Here is a 16,969-nt window from a genome sequence, read left to right on the forward strand (position 1 = left end):
CGGTGGTGCCCGTCGGCTTCGGCTAGCTGAGCCTGATCCAGGCGGCCACACGCATCAATGTCGCGAGGACGAAAGGGTCTCGATCCGGGACCGCCGGACGGCTCTGGAAAACGGGCGGACCCCATTCGCATCGGCACGAATGGAGCCGCGCACCGCGGGGCGTCGACGATCTCCCTCCGGTCGCCCGTTGGCGCTCACCACGGTTGTTTTCCCTGCGCAACACCACCGTCGGTGGCTTCGGGCAGCATGAAGTCGTGTCCCGATACCAGGAGCACCCGGTTCCCGGCGCGCTGCACCGCGCGGTCAGCTGCGGATGGACGCAGGAAGTTCCGTCCGACGGCCACCTGCAACGCGTCCTGCCCGACGGCTGCCTCGACCTGATCTGGCGCGACGGCGTGCTGGAAATGGCCGGTCCCGACACCGGACCACGACTCGTACCGCTGGCCGCGGGCGGCATCGCCGGGCTCCGGATGCGCCCCGGCGGCGCCCGGCTGCTGCTCGGCGAGGTGCCCGCCGCCGACCTCCGCGACCAGCAGGTCGAGCTGAGCGACCTGTGGGGACCACAAGCCCGGCCGGTGCTGGAACGACTCGCGGAAACCTCGCGGGCGACCGAAGCCTCGGAACTGCTGGTGGACCTCGCCCGAACTCGGCTGCCCGAATACCGGCACGACGGGGCCGTCGCGGAGGCGGTGCGGCTGCTCGGCTTTCCCCGGCCACCGAGCGTGGCGGAGTTGTCCGAGCGGCTCGGCCTCTCGGTCCGGCAGCTGCGACGGCGGTTCACCTCGGCCGTCGGCTACGGACCGAGCACCCTGGTGAGCGTGCTGCGGTTCCAGCGCGCCCGGTCCCTCGACGCCGCCCACCTCACCGAACTCGCCGCCACCGCCGGGTACGCCGACCAAGCCCATCTGAGCAGGCAGGTGCGGCGGCTGTCGGGGCTCACCGCCGCCGAACTGCTCAGCGGCCGTACGCGCGCAAGGTGAGCAGCGCGTCGATCGTGACGCGGGGCCGGGATTCCAGTTCGGTGCCGGGCGCCCACCGCCGCCAGCGGATCTGCCAGCCGCCGTCGTCCTGCTGCGCGGCCTCCAGCGCGTCGAGGCTCGCCGCGATCTCCTCGTCGGAGAACCAGGAACGCGCCACGCCGTTCGGGTCCGGCGCGTAGTCGTGCACGTAGTGCCACTCGCCGGGCGCGTAGCCCGGGACCAGGCGGGACCGCTCGGGGTGCGCCGGGTCGAGCGCCACGATCCCCTGCTCCCGCACCAGCGCACCGAGCCGGGCCGCCGCCGCTACGGCGCGGTCCCGGTCCGGCGCGTGGTCGAGGAACGCGACCGCGGCGTGCACCTCGTAGGGGTGCGTCTCGGTGAGCTCGTCGATCCGCCGCCAGCAGAACTCGGTCGCTCCCGCCAGCCACGGGTGGTCGTAGGAATTCCGGTGCAGCACTCCCGCGAGCAGCGCGGTGGAGAGCAACGCGCTCGCCGGCTCGTCCTCCACCGGCATGAACGGCGGGTGCGGGTAGTCCCGCAGCGACGGGGCGACGGCGGGCACGCCGCCGTCCGAGCCGGTGATCGACGTCAGCTGGTCGACGATGCCCGCGGCGTGCTCCTGGGTGCAGCGGCCGATCTCGCTGAGCACGCTCAGGGCCGCGTGCGCGCTGAGCGGCTGGCTCGCGGGACCGCGCAGGTCCGGGTCGAGCGCGTAGCCGAAGCCGCCGTCGGAGCAGCGGTAGGGCTCCAGCGCCGCCGCCACCCGATCCGCGGTGCCCGCGCCGAACAGGTACTCGAACCGGCGCTGTTCCAACACCCGGGCGGTCAGCCAGATGAACCGTTCCGCCGCATCCACCCGTCCCGGGTTCGTTCCGCCATCAGTCATGTCCGGGACGCTAAACCGCCCTCGGCCACCTGTCTTGAACGAATCGGCCGTCCGGTCGAGCCGAGGACGCGGCTCGGGTCCCGTGCCGAAACGACCGCGGGCGGGCCGGGAATCCGGCCCGCCCGCGGCGTTGCTGGTGCTCAGTTCTCGGAGTTCGCTCCAGCGCCGGCGCCCTCGGCGTTGTCGCCGGGGACGGCCTCGTCCGGCGGCGGACCCGCGGGACGCGAAGCGGCACGCCGGCGCGGACGCCGGGTGACCGTGGCGGTCGCCGGGGCGGGCACCTCCGGAACCCCGTTCGTCGCGGGCTCGCTCGGCTTCTCCGCCACCGTCATCACCACGGGTTCCACCGGCGTTCCCGCGCTACCGGCCGGACGGCTGACCTTGCGGCGCCGGGAGCGGCCGTTGGTCTCGCCGGTCGCGGCATCGGACTCCGCCGAAGCCGCGGGCTGCGCGGGCGTCGGCTGCGGAGCCGGAGTGCTCTCGGACTTCGCGGGCGCGGCGGCCTGCGGTGCCGAACTGCGGTCGGTGGACTCCGCGGCGGGCGCGGACCGCTGAGCCTCCCGCTCCGGCTGAGCGGCTTTGCCGGAGTCGCGCTTGCCGGAGTCCTGCTTGCCCGACTCCTGCTTGCCGGACTCGTGCTTACCGGAGTCCTGCTTACCGGAGTCCTGCTTACCGGAGTCCTGCTTACCGGAGTCCTGCTTGCCCGACTCGTGCTTGCCCGACTCCTGCTTGCCCGACTCCTGCTTGCCCGACTCGTGCTTGCCCGACTCCTGCTTACCGGAGTCCTGCTTGCCCGAGTCCTGCTTACCGGAGTCCTGCTTACCGGAGTCCTGCTTCTCCGAGTCCTGCTTACCGGTCTGGGAGTCCTTCGCCGCATGGTCCTGCACGACGCCGTTGCGCTCGGCGTGCTGCGAGCCGTCCGACTCCGGCGTCTCCTGCTTGCCCCGGTTGCGGTTCCGGCGCGAACCGCCGCCACCACCGCCGCCGTTGCCGGAACCGGAGTTGCCGCCGCCCTGACCGTGCTGGTGCACGACCGGGTCCGTCGAGACCAGCAGGCCCCGGCCGCGGCAGTGCTCGCAGGTGCTGCTGTAGGCCTCCAGCAGGCCGGTGCCGACCCGCTTGCGGGTCATCTGCACCAGCCCGAGCGAGGTCACCTCGGCCACCTGGTGCCGGGTGCGGTCCCGCCCGAGGCACTCGGTGAGACGACGCAGCACCAGGTCCCGGTTCGACTCCAGCACCATGTCGATGAAGTCGATCACGATGATGCCGCCGATGTCGCGCAGCCGCAGCTGGCGCACGATCTCCTCGGCCGCTTCCAGGTTGTTGCGGGTGACCGTCTCCTCGAGGTTGCCGCCCGACCCGGTGAACTTGCCGGTGTTGACGTCGATGACGGTCATGGCCTCGGTGCGGTCGATCACCAGGTAACCGCCGGAGGGCAGCCACACCTTGCGGTCCAGCGCCTTGGCGATCTGCTCGCTGATCCGCTGCTCGGTGAACACGTCGTTCTTGCCGACGTGCCTGGTGAGCCTGCTCATCAGGTCCGGCGCCACGTGCTGCACGTAGGCCTCGATGGTGTCCCAGGCGTCGCCGCCCTGAACGACCAGCGAGAAGAAGTCCTCGGTGAACAGGTCCCGCACGACCTTGATCAGCAGGTCCGGCTCTTCGTAGAGCAGTTGCGGAGCCTGGGCCTTCGGCGTGTCGGCCTTCTCCTTGATGATCTCCCACTGCGCCTGCAACCGGCGCACGTCGCGGTCCAACGCCTCCTCGGAGGTCCCCTCGGACGCGGTACGGATGATCACACCGGCGTTGTCCGGGACGATCCGCTTGAGGATCTCCTTGAGCCGCTTGCGCTCGTTGTCCGGCAGCTTCCGGCTGATGCCGGTCGCGCCGCCGCCGGGCACGTACACCAGGAACCGGCCCGGCAAGCTGATCTGCGTGGTCAGCCGCGCGCCCTTGTGGCCGACGGGGTCCTTGGTGACCTGCACGAGCACGCTGTCACCGGTGGACAGCGCCTGCTCGATGCGGCGTGCCTTGCCCGCGAGCCCGGCGGCGTCCCAGTCGACCTCACCGGCGTAGAGCACCGCGTTGCGGCCCCGGCCGATGTCGACGAACGCGGCCTCCATGCTGGGCAGCACGTTCTGCACCCGGCCCAGGTACACGTTGCCGACGAGCGATCCGGAACCGGAGGCGGTCACGAAGTTCTCGACGAGGACGTTGTCCTCGAGGACCGCGATCTGCGTCTGGTCGCCGTTCTCCCGCACCACCATGCGGCGGTCCACGGACTCGCGGCGGGCGAGGAACTCCGACTCGGACAGCACGGGCGCGCGGCGGCGACCGGCTTCGCGGCCGTCCCGGCGGCGCTGGCGCTTGGCCTCCAGCCGGGTGGAGCCCTTGATCGCGCGAACCTCGTCGTCGCTGCTCTCCTGGCGGCCGTTGTCCTGGCGCTCCTCGCGGACGTGCACAACGGTGTTCGGCGGGTCGTCGTCCCGGTTCTGACCGTCGTCGTCCCCGGAGCCCTTGCGGCGACGGCGGCGGCGACGGCGACGGTTGCCGTCGTCCCCGGAGTCCCCGTCGGAGTCACCGGAGGGCGCGTCGGCGGGCTTCGCGTCCTGGTTGCCGTCGGCGGTCTCGGCGGAGTCGTCGCCGGAGCCTTTGCGAGCGGCCTCCTTGCGCGCCTCCTTGCGGGACTGCTTGCCGGGCTTGTCCTGCTTGCCGGGCTTCTCGGCCTGCTCGCGGCCGACCTCGTCGTCCTGCTCCTCACCGGAGTCGGACTGGTCGCCGTCGCCGCCCTTGCCGCGGCCCCGACCGCGACGGCCGCGACGGCGGCGGCGCCTGCCGCCCTGCTCGTCGTCATCGTCGCCATCGGCGTCGGACGAGGAATCTTCGGCGTCGGTGTGCTGCGAGTCGGTGTCGTCCTGCTCGGCGGGAGCTTCGACGGGCTGTTCGACGGCGGGCTTCTGCGCGGCGGGCGCCGGGCGGGCTGCGACGGGCTCCGGTGCGAGGAACATCGCCTGCGGGGCCGCGAACACCGGGTTCAGCCCGGCGGCCTCGGCGCCGGCCTGGCGTTCGGCCTCGGCGGGCTCAGCCGCGGTGTCCTCGGCCTGCGGGCCGTCGTCGGACGACTCGGCCTGCCGACCGCCGTCGGACCGCTCGGCCTGCCGACCGGCGTCGGGCTGTTCGGCCTGCCGGTCACCGTCGGACTGTTCGGGCTGCGGCTGCGCCGCGTCCGAACCGGCCGGGGCGTCGGCGATCTGCTCGGGCCGCAGGCTCTGCACCACCTGCAGCGCGATCTCGCGCGTGATGTTGGATTGCGCGCTGCGCACCGGTTCGCCGAGCGCTTCCAGGGAGGTGATGACCTCCCTGCTGCTCGCCCCCAGCAACTTCGCCAGTGCGTGCACCCGCAGCTTCGCGGGCAACTCGAAAGTGCCCGAGCCGCTTTCCTGCGTGGATGTGGACGATGGCCCGCTGGCGTTCCCAGCGGGCGTTTCCCTGTTCGACATTCAACTCCTCCGCCCCCGGGCGCGTCCGTGGACGCGGCCGCACAGGAGCATGTGCGTTCTGCGGTCTCCGTCGCCCGTGGGCGACGGCAATTCTGTTGGTCCCCTCCGTCCCGGCTCTGGGTGAACCGGGAAGTCCCACGGCGGGTCCGACGGTGTCCGCGCCTTCGCCCGTCACCCGGCCGGGAGGTTTCCCCGGTGAGCTCCGGCCGTCGCCCTGTCCAGGGTCAACGGGTCGGCGAGCCCTCCCTCGTCGTCGAGCCGACCTTGTTCCCACCGGGTCGCTCGCGCGGCCGTCGACGGGTCCAGATCGGCGACGACGCGCAGAGCGTTCAGCACATCGTCGGGTCGAACGACGGGTGTTGTCTGCCGCACGACCGTTACGAGTATCCCATACGGTGCACGGCCCTTCGGCCAATCGTCCACTTGGGCGACGCAAGCGGGAAATCGATCACTCAGCGCATCCGAATCTGCACTGTCCAGGACTTCCGCCGAAACGACGGCTGCACGGGCGTCCAAAGTTCGGCGCCCGTCCTTGGTCATGCGTTCCACTTCCACGGATTCGGCGGCCAGCAGGCTCGCCACCGCGGCGCGCAGCGGCTCCGTCTCGACGCCGGACAATTCGATCACCCAACGGCTCGCCTCCAGGCGTTCCGCCAGCGCTCCCGGTCCGGCCTGCACGACCTCGATGAGTTCCATTCCGGGTGGCAGCACCCGGTTCAGCTCGTCGCGCAGCACCGCCGGATCCACCTGCTGCACCAGTTGGAGCTCGACGTATTCGGCTTCGCTGGCCACCCCGGTCGGTACCGCACCGGCCCAGGAGACCTTGGGGTGCGGGCTGAAGCCCTGCGAGTACGCCATCGGCACGCCCGCCCTGCGCAACGCCCGTTCGAAGACCCGAGCCAGGTCACGATGCGAGCTGTACCGCAGGCGGCCCCGCTTGGCGTAGCGCAGGCGCAGCTTCTGCACCGGCGCCGCCGACGGGTTGGGGTGGTCGCGACGACTCACCAGGCTCCTCCCGGAGGTGGCCGCACGAGTCGGCCGATCGTTGATCCGCACCGGCCGGAATCCGCCTCCGACTCCGGCGGGACCAACCGTGCCCAGACGGTACCGCCTGGTTCGGCGTCGGCCGTCGAGCACCGCGCGGTATGTTCTTCCGGCCCTTGTTCCGCCCCGCGCGCGGTGGCTACCGTCGCGGAAATCGGGCGTTCGCCCGGCCACGTTGGAGGTTGGACGTGCCCATCGTCCGGCGGGCCGTCGCCGTGGCCACGAGCCTTTCGATCATGAGCTTGCTGGTCGGCACCGGCCCTTCTGCCGTCGCGGCCCCCGCCGGGTCCTGTCCCGGTGACGGCCTCGACACGCGCTACGTCGTCCTGTTCGAACCCGGTCTGCCGTCTGCTTCGGCAGCTGCCGAGACCGAGGCGCAGTGCGGTTCGGTGGCGGCCTACTACGAGCAGATCGGCGTCGGCATCGTCGACTCGCAGGACCCCGGTTTCGGGATTCGGATGGGACCGGACCGCGCCTACAGCGCGGAGCGGCAGGTGCGCGCCGACCGGATCGAGGCGGGCGAGAGCCAGAACGCCGCGGCCGCTGCCGAGCCCGCCAGGGACGACCAGTGGAACCTGCGCCAGATCAGGACCCCGGAGGCGCACGCGATCAGCCGGGGCAGCCCGGACGTGGTCGTCGGTGTGCTGGATTCCGGGGTGGACGCGGCGCACCCGGAGTTGGCGGCCGCGCTGGACACGGACCGTTCGGCGAACTGCCTCACCCCGGAGGAACCGGAGCTGACCGCCCCGCCGGAGGGCGACGCGCACGGCACGCACGTCGCGGGCATCATCGCCGCCGCCGACGACGGGCACGGTGTCACCGGGGTCGCCCCGGAGTCGCGGCTCGCCTCGATCCGGGTGGTCAACGGCGACGGCTACGTGCATCCGGAGTCGGCGGTGTGCGGGTTCGTCTGGGCCGCCGAGCACGGCGTCGACGTGGTCAACAGCAGTTTCCTCGTCGAGTCCGCGCAGCTGGGCTGCACCCGCGCCGGGTCGCCGGTGCCGAGGGAGGCGGTGCGCCGCGCGGTGGACTACGCGACGGAGCGGGACGTGCTCACCGTCGCCGCCGTCGGCAACGAGCGCACGGACCTCACCACGGTCCCGCCGCAGCAGAAGGCGGTGTGCGACGCGGTGCCGACGAAGCTGGACGGCGTGGTGTCGGTCGCCGCCGTCGGTCCCGACGCGGTGAAGGCCGGCTACAGCTCGTACGGCTTAGGCGCGGTGGACGTCGCCGCTCCGGGCGGTGAGCAGTACCCGGGCGGCTGCGTCCGCTCGACGGTGCCCGGCGATTACCGGTCGACCTGCGGCACGTCGATGGCGGCACCCCACGTGGCCGGAGTGGCCGCCCTGCTCGCCGCCCAACACCCCGAAGCAGGGGCAGCCGAACTGAGCCACCGCCTCCGCAACACGGCACGCCCCCTGAACTGCCCCCGCGACTACGACCTCAACACCGACGGCAGCCAAGACGCCCTGTGCCGCGGCTACGCCACCTACAACGGCTTCTACGGCCACGGCCTAATAGACGCCCTAACAGCAGTAACGAACTAACCCCCGAACAACTGCATCCCACGGCAAACCGGCCCGACCAACGGCAAAGCCCGCAAAAGGCACCAAAGCCCCCGTTACCTTTTTCGTAGTTCCTGATCAAGGAGCTGTGGTCGCCAGGTCCGGCATGACTATGTCCCCCAGTCGAACGCATGATCCGGGGGGTGGTGTCACCGGGCCTGGTGGCATCGAGGGACCGCTGATAGGGACACGGCCGCCCGCTGGGTAGGTCTCGTCGTAACGTGGCTGCCGGCCGTCGATGCTCGACCTGCGGCCACTCACGACGAACGAACGGCCTGCCAGATGAGCAATGGTTTCGAGGTATTCCTCGGCTTGGATGTAGGCAAAGGCGAGCATCATGCCGTGGGCCTGGACCCGGCCGGGACACGGTTGCATGATGGGCCGCTCCCGAACAGTGAACCGAAGCTGCGGGCGGTGTTCGACAAGCTCGCCCAGCATGGTCCGGTGCTGGTCGTGGTCGATCAACCGGCCACGATCGGTGCATTGCCGGTCGCGGTCGCCCGCGCCTGCGGACACCAGGTCGCTTACCTGCCCGGCCTGGCCATGCGCCGCATCGCCGACCTCTACCCCGGCAACGCCAAGACCGACGCCCGCGACGCCTACGTGATCGCTGACGCAGCCCGTACCTTGCCCCACACGCTGCGCCAAGTCGACACCGGCGACGATGCCTTGGCCGAACTCGGCGTGCTGGTCGGTTTCGACGACGACCTGGCCGCCGAGGCCACCCGGCTCAGTAACCGCCTCCGCGGCCTGCTCACCGGCCTGCACCCAGCCCTCGAACGCGCCCTCGGCCCCCGCATCACCCACACCGCCGTGCTGGAAATCCTGTCTCGTTGCGGCGGCCCCATCGGCCTGGGCAACACCCATCGCCGCAAGCTGACCTCCATCGCGACCAAGCACGCACCCCGCATGGGCGAACGCCTCACCGCCGACATCCTCGCCGCCCTGGCCGAGCAAACCGTGGTCGTTCCCGGGGCCGCCGCAGCCGATTTGGTACTGCCCAGGCTGGCCGAGAGCCTGAAAACCGTTCTGGAGCAACGGAAAGCACTCGCCACCGAGGTCGAAGGGATCCTTGATGCACACCCTCTTGCCGAGGTCCTGACCTCCATGCCCGGCATCGGGGTCAGGACCGCCGCCCGCATCCTCCTCGAAGTCGGTGACGCCTCCGCCTTCGCCAGCTCCGCTCACCTGGCCGCCTACGCCGGAATCGCCCCGGTCACCCGCCGCTCCGGCAGCAGCATCCGCGGCGAGCACCCGGCCCGCACCGGCAACCGCAAACTCAAACGAGCGTTCTTCCTCGCCGCCTTCGCCGCCCTGTCCGACCCGACCAGCCGCACCTACTACGACCGAAAAAGAGCCGAAGGCAAAAAACACAACGCCGCCCTGATCTGCCTCGCACGACGGCGCTGCGACGTCATCTTTGCCATGCTCCGCAACAAGACCCGCTACCAGCCACCCCGACCGACAACCCACACCGCAGCACCCCCGACCGCCGCTTGACAAAACCATAGGAACACCCCCCGCCTCACACCAAAGCCGTACACCTAACGGCGAAGCCATGCAGTTAACAACGAAGCCGTCCCTTTCAGCGGCAAAGCCCGCAAAGAGCGAGCAAAACCCCGCCTACCTCACGGCCAAAGGCCGTGCCTCGCGGCGAAGCTGAGCTTCCCCCGTTTGTCCGGAGGCTTCCGAGTTTGGTCTGCTGGTGCAGACTGAGGAAGGAAGTCGTTGTGGCAGCACCGAAGAAGTATCCGGATGAGCTGCGGGAACGCGCGGTTCGGTTGTATCGGGAGTCGGACCCGAAGCCGGTGATCCGGCGGTTGGCCCAGCAGCTGAACGTGCATCCGGAGGCGTTGCGGAACTGGATCCGCCAGGACGAGGCCGACGCCGGCGAGCGGCAGGACCGGCCGACGACGGACATGGCCGAGGAGAACCGCCGTCTGCGGCGGGAGAACGCCGAACTCCAGCGGGTCAACGACGTGTTGCGGGCGGCGAGCGCGTATTTTGCCGGCGAGATCGACCCGACCCGGAGGCGGTCATGAGCTTCATCGATGACCATGATTTCTCGGTCGGTCTCGTACTACGGGTCCTGGGCATCCCCGCCTCGACCTACTACGACTGGCGCGCCCGCGCCGCAGCGCCCTCGCGTCGCCACCGCGACGACGCCGAGTTGCTGGAACGGATCACACAGATCCGGTCAGCACACGAGTTCGCCGACACCTACGGGTCTCCACGGGTATGGCTTCAGCTGCGCAGGCACGGGGTGCGGTGTTCCCGCAAACGCGTGGAACGCCTCATGCGGGACAACGGGCTCGTTGGCGCGCACCTGCGCAAGGGCTGGAAAACCGGCTCCACACGGCAGAACCCCGCCCACACGGCCGCACCCGACCTGGTCGAGCGTGACTTCGCGGCCACCGCCCCGAACCGCCTGTGGGTCGCCGACCTGACCCGCCTGGTCACGGGCGAGGGCGTGTTGTGGCTGGCCTCGGTACGTGATGCGTTCTCCAACCGCATCGTCGGCTGGAAAACCGCCATCCGAGCCGACACCGACCTCGTACTGGCCGCACTGGACTACGGACTGTGGTCCCGCGACGTCCACGACGGACAGCTGATCCATCACAGCGACAAAGGATGCCAATACACCGCGATCCGGTTCACCCAACGGCTCGCCGACGCCGGCATCGCACCCTCCACCGGTTCCGTCGGCGATTCCTACGACAACGCCCTCGCGGAAAACCTGTGGTCGACCATCAAGATCGAACTCGTGTACTGGCCAGGCACCACCTTCGCCACCCGAACCGAGGCCGACACAGCACTGTTCCGCTACATCGACGGCTGGTACAACCCCCACCGCATCCAACACGGCCTCGACGGACTGTCCCCCGACGAATACGAACAAGCCCACCACACCCAACACAACACCAAAAACATCCAACCAGCCCCAACCCTCACCAGATAACCAAGCCTCCGACAAAGCGGGGGAACCTCAAAGCCGTGCAGTTGGCGGCAAAGCCCGCAAAGGGCGGGCGAAGCCACGCCTGCCTCACGGCCAAAGGCCGTGCCTCGCGGCGAAGCCGTGCCGTCGGCGGCAAAGCCCGCGAAGGGCGGGCGAAGCCACGCCTGCCTTGCGGCCGAAGGCCGTGCCTGTATGTGCGAAGCACATAGCCCACGTCAAAAAGCCGACCACCCGCGGGTTCTCAGTGAGCCTCTCGCGAGGACAGCTTTTTCCCTCGTGGCGGAGCCACTCGGGAAAAAGATCCCGCAGCGAGAGGCTCACTGAGGTTCCGCCACCCGACCCCCAAAGCAAACCGACCGGGCGGGCAAGTCACTCAGTAAAAGCCGGGTTCCGGATCGGCGACCCCTGCCCCACAGGACTGATCGGCAACAAAACCCGCCCAGAAGGCCCAACCTCGATATCGGTCCCCATAGTCGGACACACCCCGCAGTCAAAGCACGGCGTCCACCGGCAGTCATCCTGCTCCCGAGCCTCAAGAGCGTCCTGCCAATCGGCCCAGAGCCATTCCTTGTCGAGCCCGGAGTCCAGGTGGTCCCACGGCAGGATTTCGTGCTCTTCGCGTTCGCGGGTGGTGTACCAGGCGACGTCGACGCCGAGCTTCGCGAGCTCGTCGGCGGCGCAGCTGGTCCAGCGTTCGTAGGAGAAGTATTCGTTCCACCCGTCGAACCGGCCGCCTTCGCGCCACACCCGTTCGATGACTTTGCCGAGCCTGCGATCTCCTCGGGAGAGCAGTCCTTCCACGAGGGAGGGTTTGCCGTCGTGGTAGCGCATGCCGATGTTGCGCCCGAGGCTGCGATCGGAGTTCACGGCGTGCCGCAGTTTGCGCAGGCGTTCGTCCACGGTGTCCGGGTCGCATTGCGAGGCCCATTGGAACGGGGTGTGCGGTTTGGGCACGAATCCGCCGATGGAGATGGTGCAGCGGATGTCCTTGCGCCCGGTGACCTGCCGTCCGGCCCGGATGACTTCCTTGGCCATTTCGGCGATCTGCAGCACGTCGGCGTCTTCTTCGGTGGGCAGGCCGCACATGAAGTAGAGCTTCACCTGCCGCCAGCCGTTCTCGAACGCGGCGGACACGGTCCGGATGAGGTCCTCTTCGGACACCATCTTGTTGATGACGCGGCGGATTCGTTCGCTGCCGCCTTCCGGCGCGAAGGTGAGTCCGGAGCGGCGGCCGTTGCGGGACAGCTCGTTGGCGAGGTCCACGTTGAACGCGTCGACGCGGGTGGAGGGCAGCGACAGGCTGGTGTTGGAGCCTTCGTAGCGGTCGGCGAGGCCTTTGGTGACGTCGGCGATCTCGGAGTGGTCGGCGGAGCTCAGCGACAGCAGCCCGACCTCTTCGAAACCGGTGGCTTCCAGGCCTTTCTGCACCATTTCGCCGATGCCTTCGGGCGACCGTTCCCGCACCGGCCGGGTGATCATGCCAGCTTGGCAGAAGCGGCAGCCTCGGGTGCAGCCGCGGAAGATCTCGACGCTCATCCGCTCGTGGACGCTTTCGGCGAGCGGCACCAGCGGCTGCTTCGGGTACGGCCACTCGTCGAGTTCCATGGTGGTGCGCTTGAAGACCCGGTAGGGCACGCGTTCGTGGTTGGGCACGACTTCGGCGATGGTGCCGTCTTCGGCGTAGTTCACGTCGTAGAACTTCGGCACGTAGACGCCGCCGCTCTCGGCGAGCCGCAGCAGCAGTTCGTCGCGTCCGCCGGGCCTGCCTTCCTCTTTCCAGCGCCGGATGGCGGCGGTGATCTCCAGGACGGATTCCTCGCCGTCCCCGAGCACCGCTGCGTCGACGAAGTCGGCGATGGGTTCCGGGTTGAAGGCGGCGTGCCCGCCCGCGAGCACCACGGGGTTCTCGTCGGTGCGGTCGGCGGCGTGCAGCGGGATGCCCGCGAGGTCGAGGGCGCTGAGCAGGTTCGTGTAGCCGAGTTCGGTGGCGAAGCTGACGCCGAGCACGTCGAACGCGCCGACCGGGCGGTGCCCGTCCACGGTGAACTGGGGAATCCCGTTCTCCCGCATGAGTTCTTCGAGGTCCGGCCACACCGCGTAGGTGCGTTCGGCGAGCACGTCGGAGAGCTCGTTGAGGATCTCGTAGAGGATCATGACGCCCTGGTTGGGCAGACCGACCTCGTAGGCGTCGGGGTACATCAACGCCCACCGCACGGAAGTGGCGTCCCACTCCTTGACGGTCGCGTTGAGCTCCCCGCCCACGTATTGCACGGGTTTGGAGACGCGCGGCAGCAGCGGCTCCAGGCGGTCGAACACGGACTCCACAGTCACACCGCCCAGGGTAGAGGTCCCGTCCGAAGCGGATGCGGTGCGGCCTCGGCCCGCTGCGGGACCGGGCCGCACCGCTGGAGCGATCAGACTTCCGGGAACCAGAGTTTGATCTCGCGCTCGGCGGACTCCGGGGAGTCGGAGCCGTGCACGAGGTTGTACTGGACTTCCAGGCCGAAGTCGCCGCGGATGCTGCCGGGAGCGGCCTTGTCGACGGGGTCGGTGCCACCGGCGAGCTGGCGGAACGCCGAGATGGCGCGGGGGCCTTCGACGACGGCGGCCAGCACCTTGCCGGAGGTGATGAACTCCAGCAGCGAGCCGAAGAACGGCTTGCCGTCGTGTTCGGCGTAGTGCTGCTTGGCGAGTTCTTCGCCGACCTGGCGCAGCTCCAGCGCGACCAGCTTGAGCCCCTTGCGTTCGATCCGGCCGATGACCTCGCCGACCAGGCCGCGCTCGACCCCGTCGGGCTTGACCAGGACCAGGGTGCGCTCGCTCACGATTTTCTCCTTCGGATGGGGGCGCGGGCCTGTCCTGAGTCGCCGCGCCCGTGTTGCGAAAAGGGTATCGATGCAGGTGAACCGATCGGGTCCGGGGCGCCCGAGCAAGCGCCGGGGGCCGGTGACCTCGGCGGTGGTGATCACCGCCACCGAGGTGCACCGGGAGTCAGCGCTGCGGGTCCAGTTCCTTGGTCCACAGCGAAGCACCGGAGGCGTCGCGCAGGTCCACGGTGAGCCTGCCGCTGCTCCCGTCGATGTTGACCTCGCCGAAGTGCTGGAATCCTTCCAGCGGCGAACCTCCGGTGGCCGCGGGCGCGTTGACGAACACCATCTCCGGCCCGAACGTCGGGTCGAGCTCGTTCGGCGGTCCCGCGCCGGCGTGCAGCGGCCCGGAGACGAACTCCCAGAACGGGTCGAACTCGGTGAACGCCGCGCGTTCCGGCGAGTAGTGGTTCGCGGCGGTGTAGTGCACGTCCGCGGTCAACCACACCACGTTGCGCACCCGGCGACGGCTGATCTCCCGCAGCACCCGGGCGATTTCGGCCTCCCGTCCGTTGGGCGTTCCGGGCCTGCCGTTGGCGATGGCTTCGACGTCGGTGTCCCCGTCGGGGACGACGAGCCCGATGGGCATGTCGGCGGCGACGATCTTCCAGGTGGCGCGGGAGCGGGCGAGCTCGTCGACGAACCACCTGGCCTGCTGCTCGCCGAGGATGCGCTCGGGGCTGGTACCGGGCGAGTTCGCGTCCCGGTAGGTGCGCATGTCCAGCACGAACACGTCCAGCAGCGGCCCGTGCGAGACCTTCCGGTACACCCGTCCGTCGACGGCGTCGACGCGGCGAACGGGCTGCCACTCGTGGAACGCCTGGAACGCGCGTCCGGCGAGGACGTCGGCGCGCTTCTCGGTGTACTCCTCGGAGTCGAGGATCTCACCGGGATACCAGTTGTTGGTGACTTCGTGGTCGTCCCACTGGATCAGCTGCGGCACGGTGGCCGCGAAGCCGCGCACGTTCTCGTCGAGCAGGTTGTAGGCGAACTGCCCGCGGTATTCGGCGAGCGTTTCGGCGACCTTCGACTTCTCGGAGGTGACGAGGTTGCGCCACACTCGCCCGTCGGGCAGTGCCACGGTCTCTTCCAACGGGCCGTCGGCGTAGACGGTGTCACCGCTGTGCAGGAAGAAGTCGGGGTCGCGGCGGGCCATCGCGGAGTAGATGGTCATGCCGCCGACGTCGGGGTTGATGCCCCAGCCTTGGCCGACGACATCACCGGACCACAGGAACCGCACGTCCTCGCGTCCCCGTGAAGGGGTGCGGAAGTGCCCGGTGAGCGGTTCGCCGGTGACCCGGCCGTCGAGGTCTTCGGCGCTGACGCGGTAGTGGAATTCGCGTCCGGGGGCGAGGTGGTCGAGCAGCAGTTCCCCGGTGCCATCGGTCTCCGGGGTCAGCAGCGGTCCCCGGACTCGCCGCGCGCCGCGGAATCCCGCGTCCGGCGCGACCTCCACGATCATGCGGGCGGGCCGGTCCGCGCGGGTCCACACCACGACCCCGTCCGGTCGCGGGTCGCCGAGCTGCACACCGTGCGTCAGCACCGGCCTGCCTCCGCGCACGAACGCCGGTCCGGCACCGGCGGTCGACGGCAGCAGCATCCCGGCGCCGACCACACCGGTTCCCGTGATCGCGCGTCGCAGCAGGTCACGTCGATTCATTGCACTCATGTGCCGGTTTTATCCGAGTCCGACGACCGGCAGGCTACGAGAAGTTGAACGTCCGGTCCCTGGTGTGCGTTGAACCGGCGGACTAGGTTCGGCTTCGGCCGTACCGACCGGCCGGTCCGACGAGGAGGTCCGGATGCGAGCAGCCGTGCACACCGCCGTGAACGAGCCGATGACCATCGAGGAGATCGCCGATCCGCACCCGAAGGCCGGTGAGGTCGCCATCGACGTGCTCTCGTGCGGCGCCTGCCATTCGGATCTGCACGTGCTCAAGGGCGAGCTGCCGTTCCCGACTCCGGCGGTGCTCGGGCACGAGGTGGCGGGAGTGATCTCCGAGGTCGGGCCGGACGTGGCCGGGGTGCGCGTCGGCGACCGGGTGGTGACCAGCTTCATCATGCCGTGCGGACGTTGCGCCCAGTGCACGCGCGGGAATTCGGAGATCTGCTTGGAGTTCTTCGCGCACAACCGCGCGAAGGGCTTGCTCTACGACGGGCAGACCAGATTGTTCCGGCCGGGCGGCGAGCCGGTGTGGATGTATTCGATGGGCGGCCTCGCGGAGCGTTCGGTGACTCCGGTGACTTCGGTGTACCAGGTGCCGGACGAGGTGGAGTTGGCCGATGTGGCTTCGGTGGGCTGTTCGACGATGACCGCGTACGGCGCGTTGCGGCACGCCGCGGACGTGCGGGTCGGCGACGCGGTGGCGGTGGTCGCGGCGGGCGGCGTGGGCAGTTCGCTGATCCAGTTGGCCGCGCTGTTCGGCGCCTCGACGATCGTCGCGGTGGACATCGCCGACGACAAGCTCGAAGCGGCCCGGAAACTGGGCGCCACGCACACCGTGAATTCGTCCGATGTGGACGCTCCGGAGGCGATCCGCGAACTGACCGGTGGCCGAGGTGTCGACGTGGCGTTCGAGGCGCTGGGGAGCACGGCCACCTTCGGCGTGGCCCGCGATTCCGTGGTGGAGGGCGGCCAAGTGGTGGTCGTCGGCATCGCCCCGAAGGGCAGCATCGGCGAGTTCGACCTGGCCACCATCGCCCGCCGGAAACTGCAGATCAAGGGCTCGTACGGCGCGAAGCCGCAGCGGGACATGCCGGTCCTGCTGGATTTGGTGGCCCGCGGGCGGTTGCGGCCGCAGGACGCGGTGAGCCGTCGCTTCGGATTCGACGAGGTGCAGGACGCCTACGACGCGCTGAACCGCCGGGAGATCCAGGGCCGGGCGGTCATCGACATCGCGTGATCAGCTCCACTGATCGGTGTCGAGGCATTCGAGCAGCGCGGCGTTGTCGTTGATGTCGATTCCGGCCAGCGGCTCGCCCAAGTCGAAGGTGGAGAGCTGGAATTTCCGAGCCACCAGTTGAGGAATCTGATTCGCCACCGCATCGTTGTTGATCTCCATACGCCATGGATACCGATGATCAACACGACTGCCAAGGACACGATCAGGTGCCGTCGCCGAACGACGATCCGCCCGGGGGTCGCCGCAGGCACGACGATGCGGCCCGTGG

The 16,969-nt window shown here is 69.6% G+C and carries 13 protein-coding genes; 6 read left to right on the forward strand and 7 right to left on the reverse strand.

Annotated features, from left to right (window positions below):
• The first annotated feature begins 254 nt into the window (after positions 1-254).
• The gene (locus H2Q94_RS24265; RefSeq protein ID WP_243789480.1) at positions 255-980 is read left to right on the forward strand and encodes a helix-turn-helix transcriptional regulator; all 726 of its coding nucleotides are present in this window, start codon (positions 255-257) and stop codon (positions 978-980) included.
• On the opposite strand, the gene H2Q94_RS24270 is transcribed toward H2Q94_RS24265, so the two are convergent.
• The 3 genes from H2Q94_RS24270 to H2Q94_RS24280 form a co-directional block, all read right to left on the reverse strand.
• Positions 955-1,866 (reverse strand): hypothetical protein, encoded by a 912-nt coding sequence (locus H2Q94_RS24270; protein ID WP_243789481.1) that lies wholly within the window; start codon positions 1,864-1,866, stop codon positions 955-957. The genes H2Q94_RS24265 and H2Q94_RS24270 overlap by 26 nt on opposite strands.
• Before the next feature lie 140 nt (positions 1,867-2,006).
• Positions 2,007-5,366, reverse strand: coding sequence for a translation initiation factor IF-2 N-terminal domain-containing protein (locus H2Q94_RS24275; protein WP_243789482.1), 3,360 nt, complete (start codon positions 5,364-5,366; stop codon positions 2,007-2,009).
• Between the two features lie 171 nt (positions 5,367-5,537).
• A complete protein-coding gene (locus H2Q94_RS24280) occupies positions 5,538-6,332 on the reverse strand; it encodes a TIGR03936 family radical SAM-associated protein (RefSeq protein WP_243795892.1) in 795 nt (264 codons plus the stop codon).
• 314 nt (positions 6,333-6,646) lie between these two features.
• On the opposite strand from H2Q94_RS24280, the gene H2Q94_RS24285 reads away from it, so the two are divergent.
• From H2Q94_RS24285 to H2Q94_RS24300, 4 genes are all read left to right on the forward strand, one after another.
• Complete coding sequence (locus tag H2Q94_RS24285; RefSeq protein ID WP_243789483.1) at positions 6,647-7,957, forward strand: S8 family peptidase; 1,311 nt, start codon at positions 6,647-6,649, stop codon at positions 7,955-7,957.
• 300 nt (positions 7,958-8,257) lie between these two features.
• Complete coding sequence (locus H2Q94_RS24290) at positions 8,258-9,475, forward strand: IS110 family RNA-guided transposase (protein ID WP_243789484.1); 1,218 nt, start codon at positions 8,258-8,260, stop codon at positions 9,473-9,475.
• Between the two features lie 230 nt (positions 9,476-9,705).
• Positions 9,706-10,017 (forward strand): transposase, encoded by a 312-nt coding sequence (locus H2Q94_RS24295; RefSeq protein ID WP_243789485.1) that lies wholly within the window; start codon positions 9,706-9,708, stop codon positions 10,015-10,017.
• A complete protein-coding gene (locus H2Q94_RS24300; RefSeq protein WP_243789486.1) occupies positions 10,014-10,934 on the forward strand; it encodes an IS3 family transposase in 921 nt (306 codons plus the stop codon). Before H2Q94_RS24295 ends, H2Q94_RS24300 begins: the two co-directional genes overlap by 4 nt.
• A 366-nt stretch (positions 10,935-11,300) precedes the next feature.
• On the opposite strand, the gene H2Q94_RS24305 is transcribed toward H2Q94_RS24300, so the two are convergent.
• The 3 genes from H2Q94_RS24305 to H2Q94_RS24315 form a co-directional block, all read right to left on the reverse strand.
• Positions 11,301-13,262, reverse strand: a complete 1,962-nt coding sequence (locus H2Q94_RS24305; RefSeq protein ID WP_243789487.1) for a TIGR03960 family B12-binding radical SAM protein — start codon at positions 13,260-13,262, stop codon at positions 11,301-11,303.
• Between the two features lie 83 nt (positions 13,263-13,345).
• On the reverse strand, positions 13,346-13,756 hold the full coding sequence (ndk, locus tag H2Q94_RS24310; protein WP_243789488.1) for a nucleoside-diphosphate kinase: 411 nt from the start codon (positions 13,754-13,756) through the stop codon (positions 13,346-13,348).
• Between the two features lie 166 nt (positions 13,757-13,922).
• On the reverse strand, positions 13,923-15,467 hold the full coding sequence (locus tag H2Q94_RS24315) for an alkaline phosphatase D family protein (protein WP_243789489.1): 1,545 nt from the start codon (positions 15,465-15,467) through the stop codon (positions 13,923-13,925).
• 133 nt (positions 15,468-15,600) lie between these two features.
• Between H2Q94_RS24315 and H2Q94_RS24320 the strand changes: the two genes are divergently transcribed.
• Positions 15,601-16,701, forward strand: coding sequence for a zinc-binding dehydrogenase (locus H2Q94_RS24320; RefSeq protein WP_243789490.1), 1,101 nt, complete (start codon positions 15,601-15,603; stop codon positions 16,699-16,701).
• Here the strand turns inward: H2Q94_RS24320 and H2Q94_RS24325 are convergent, their stop codons facing one another.
• Complete coding sequence (locus H2Q94_RS24325; RefSeq protein WP_243789491.1) at positions 16,702-16,860, reverse strand: hypothetical protein; 159 nt, start codon at positions 16,858-16,860, stop codon at positions 16,702-16,704.
• Positions 16,861-16,969: the final 109 nt, after the last annotated feature.

The organism is Saccharopolyspora gloriosae (assembly GCF_022828475.1).
Taxonomy (GTDB): domain Bacteria; phylum Actinomycetota; class Actinomycetes; order Mycobacteriales; family Pseudonocardiaceae; genus Saccharopolyspora_C; species Saccharopolyspora_C gloriosae_A.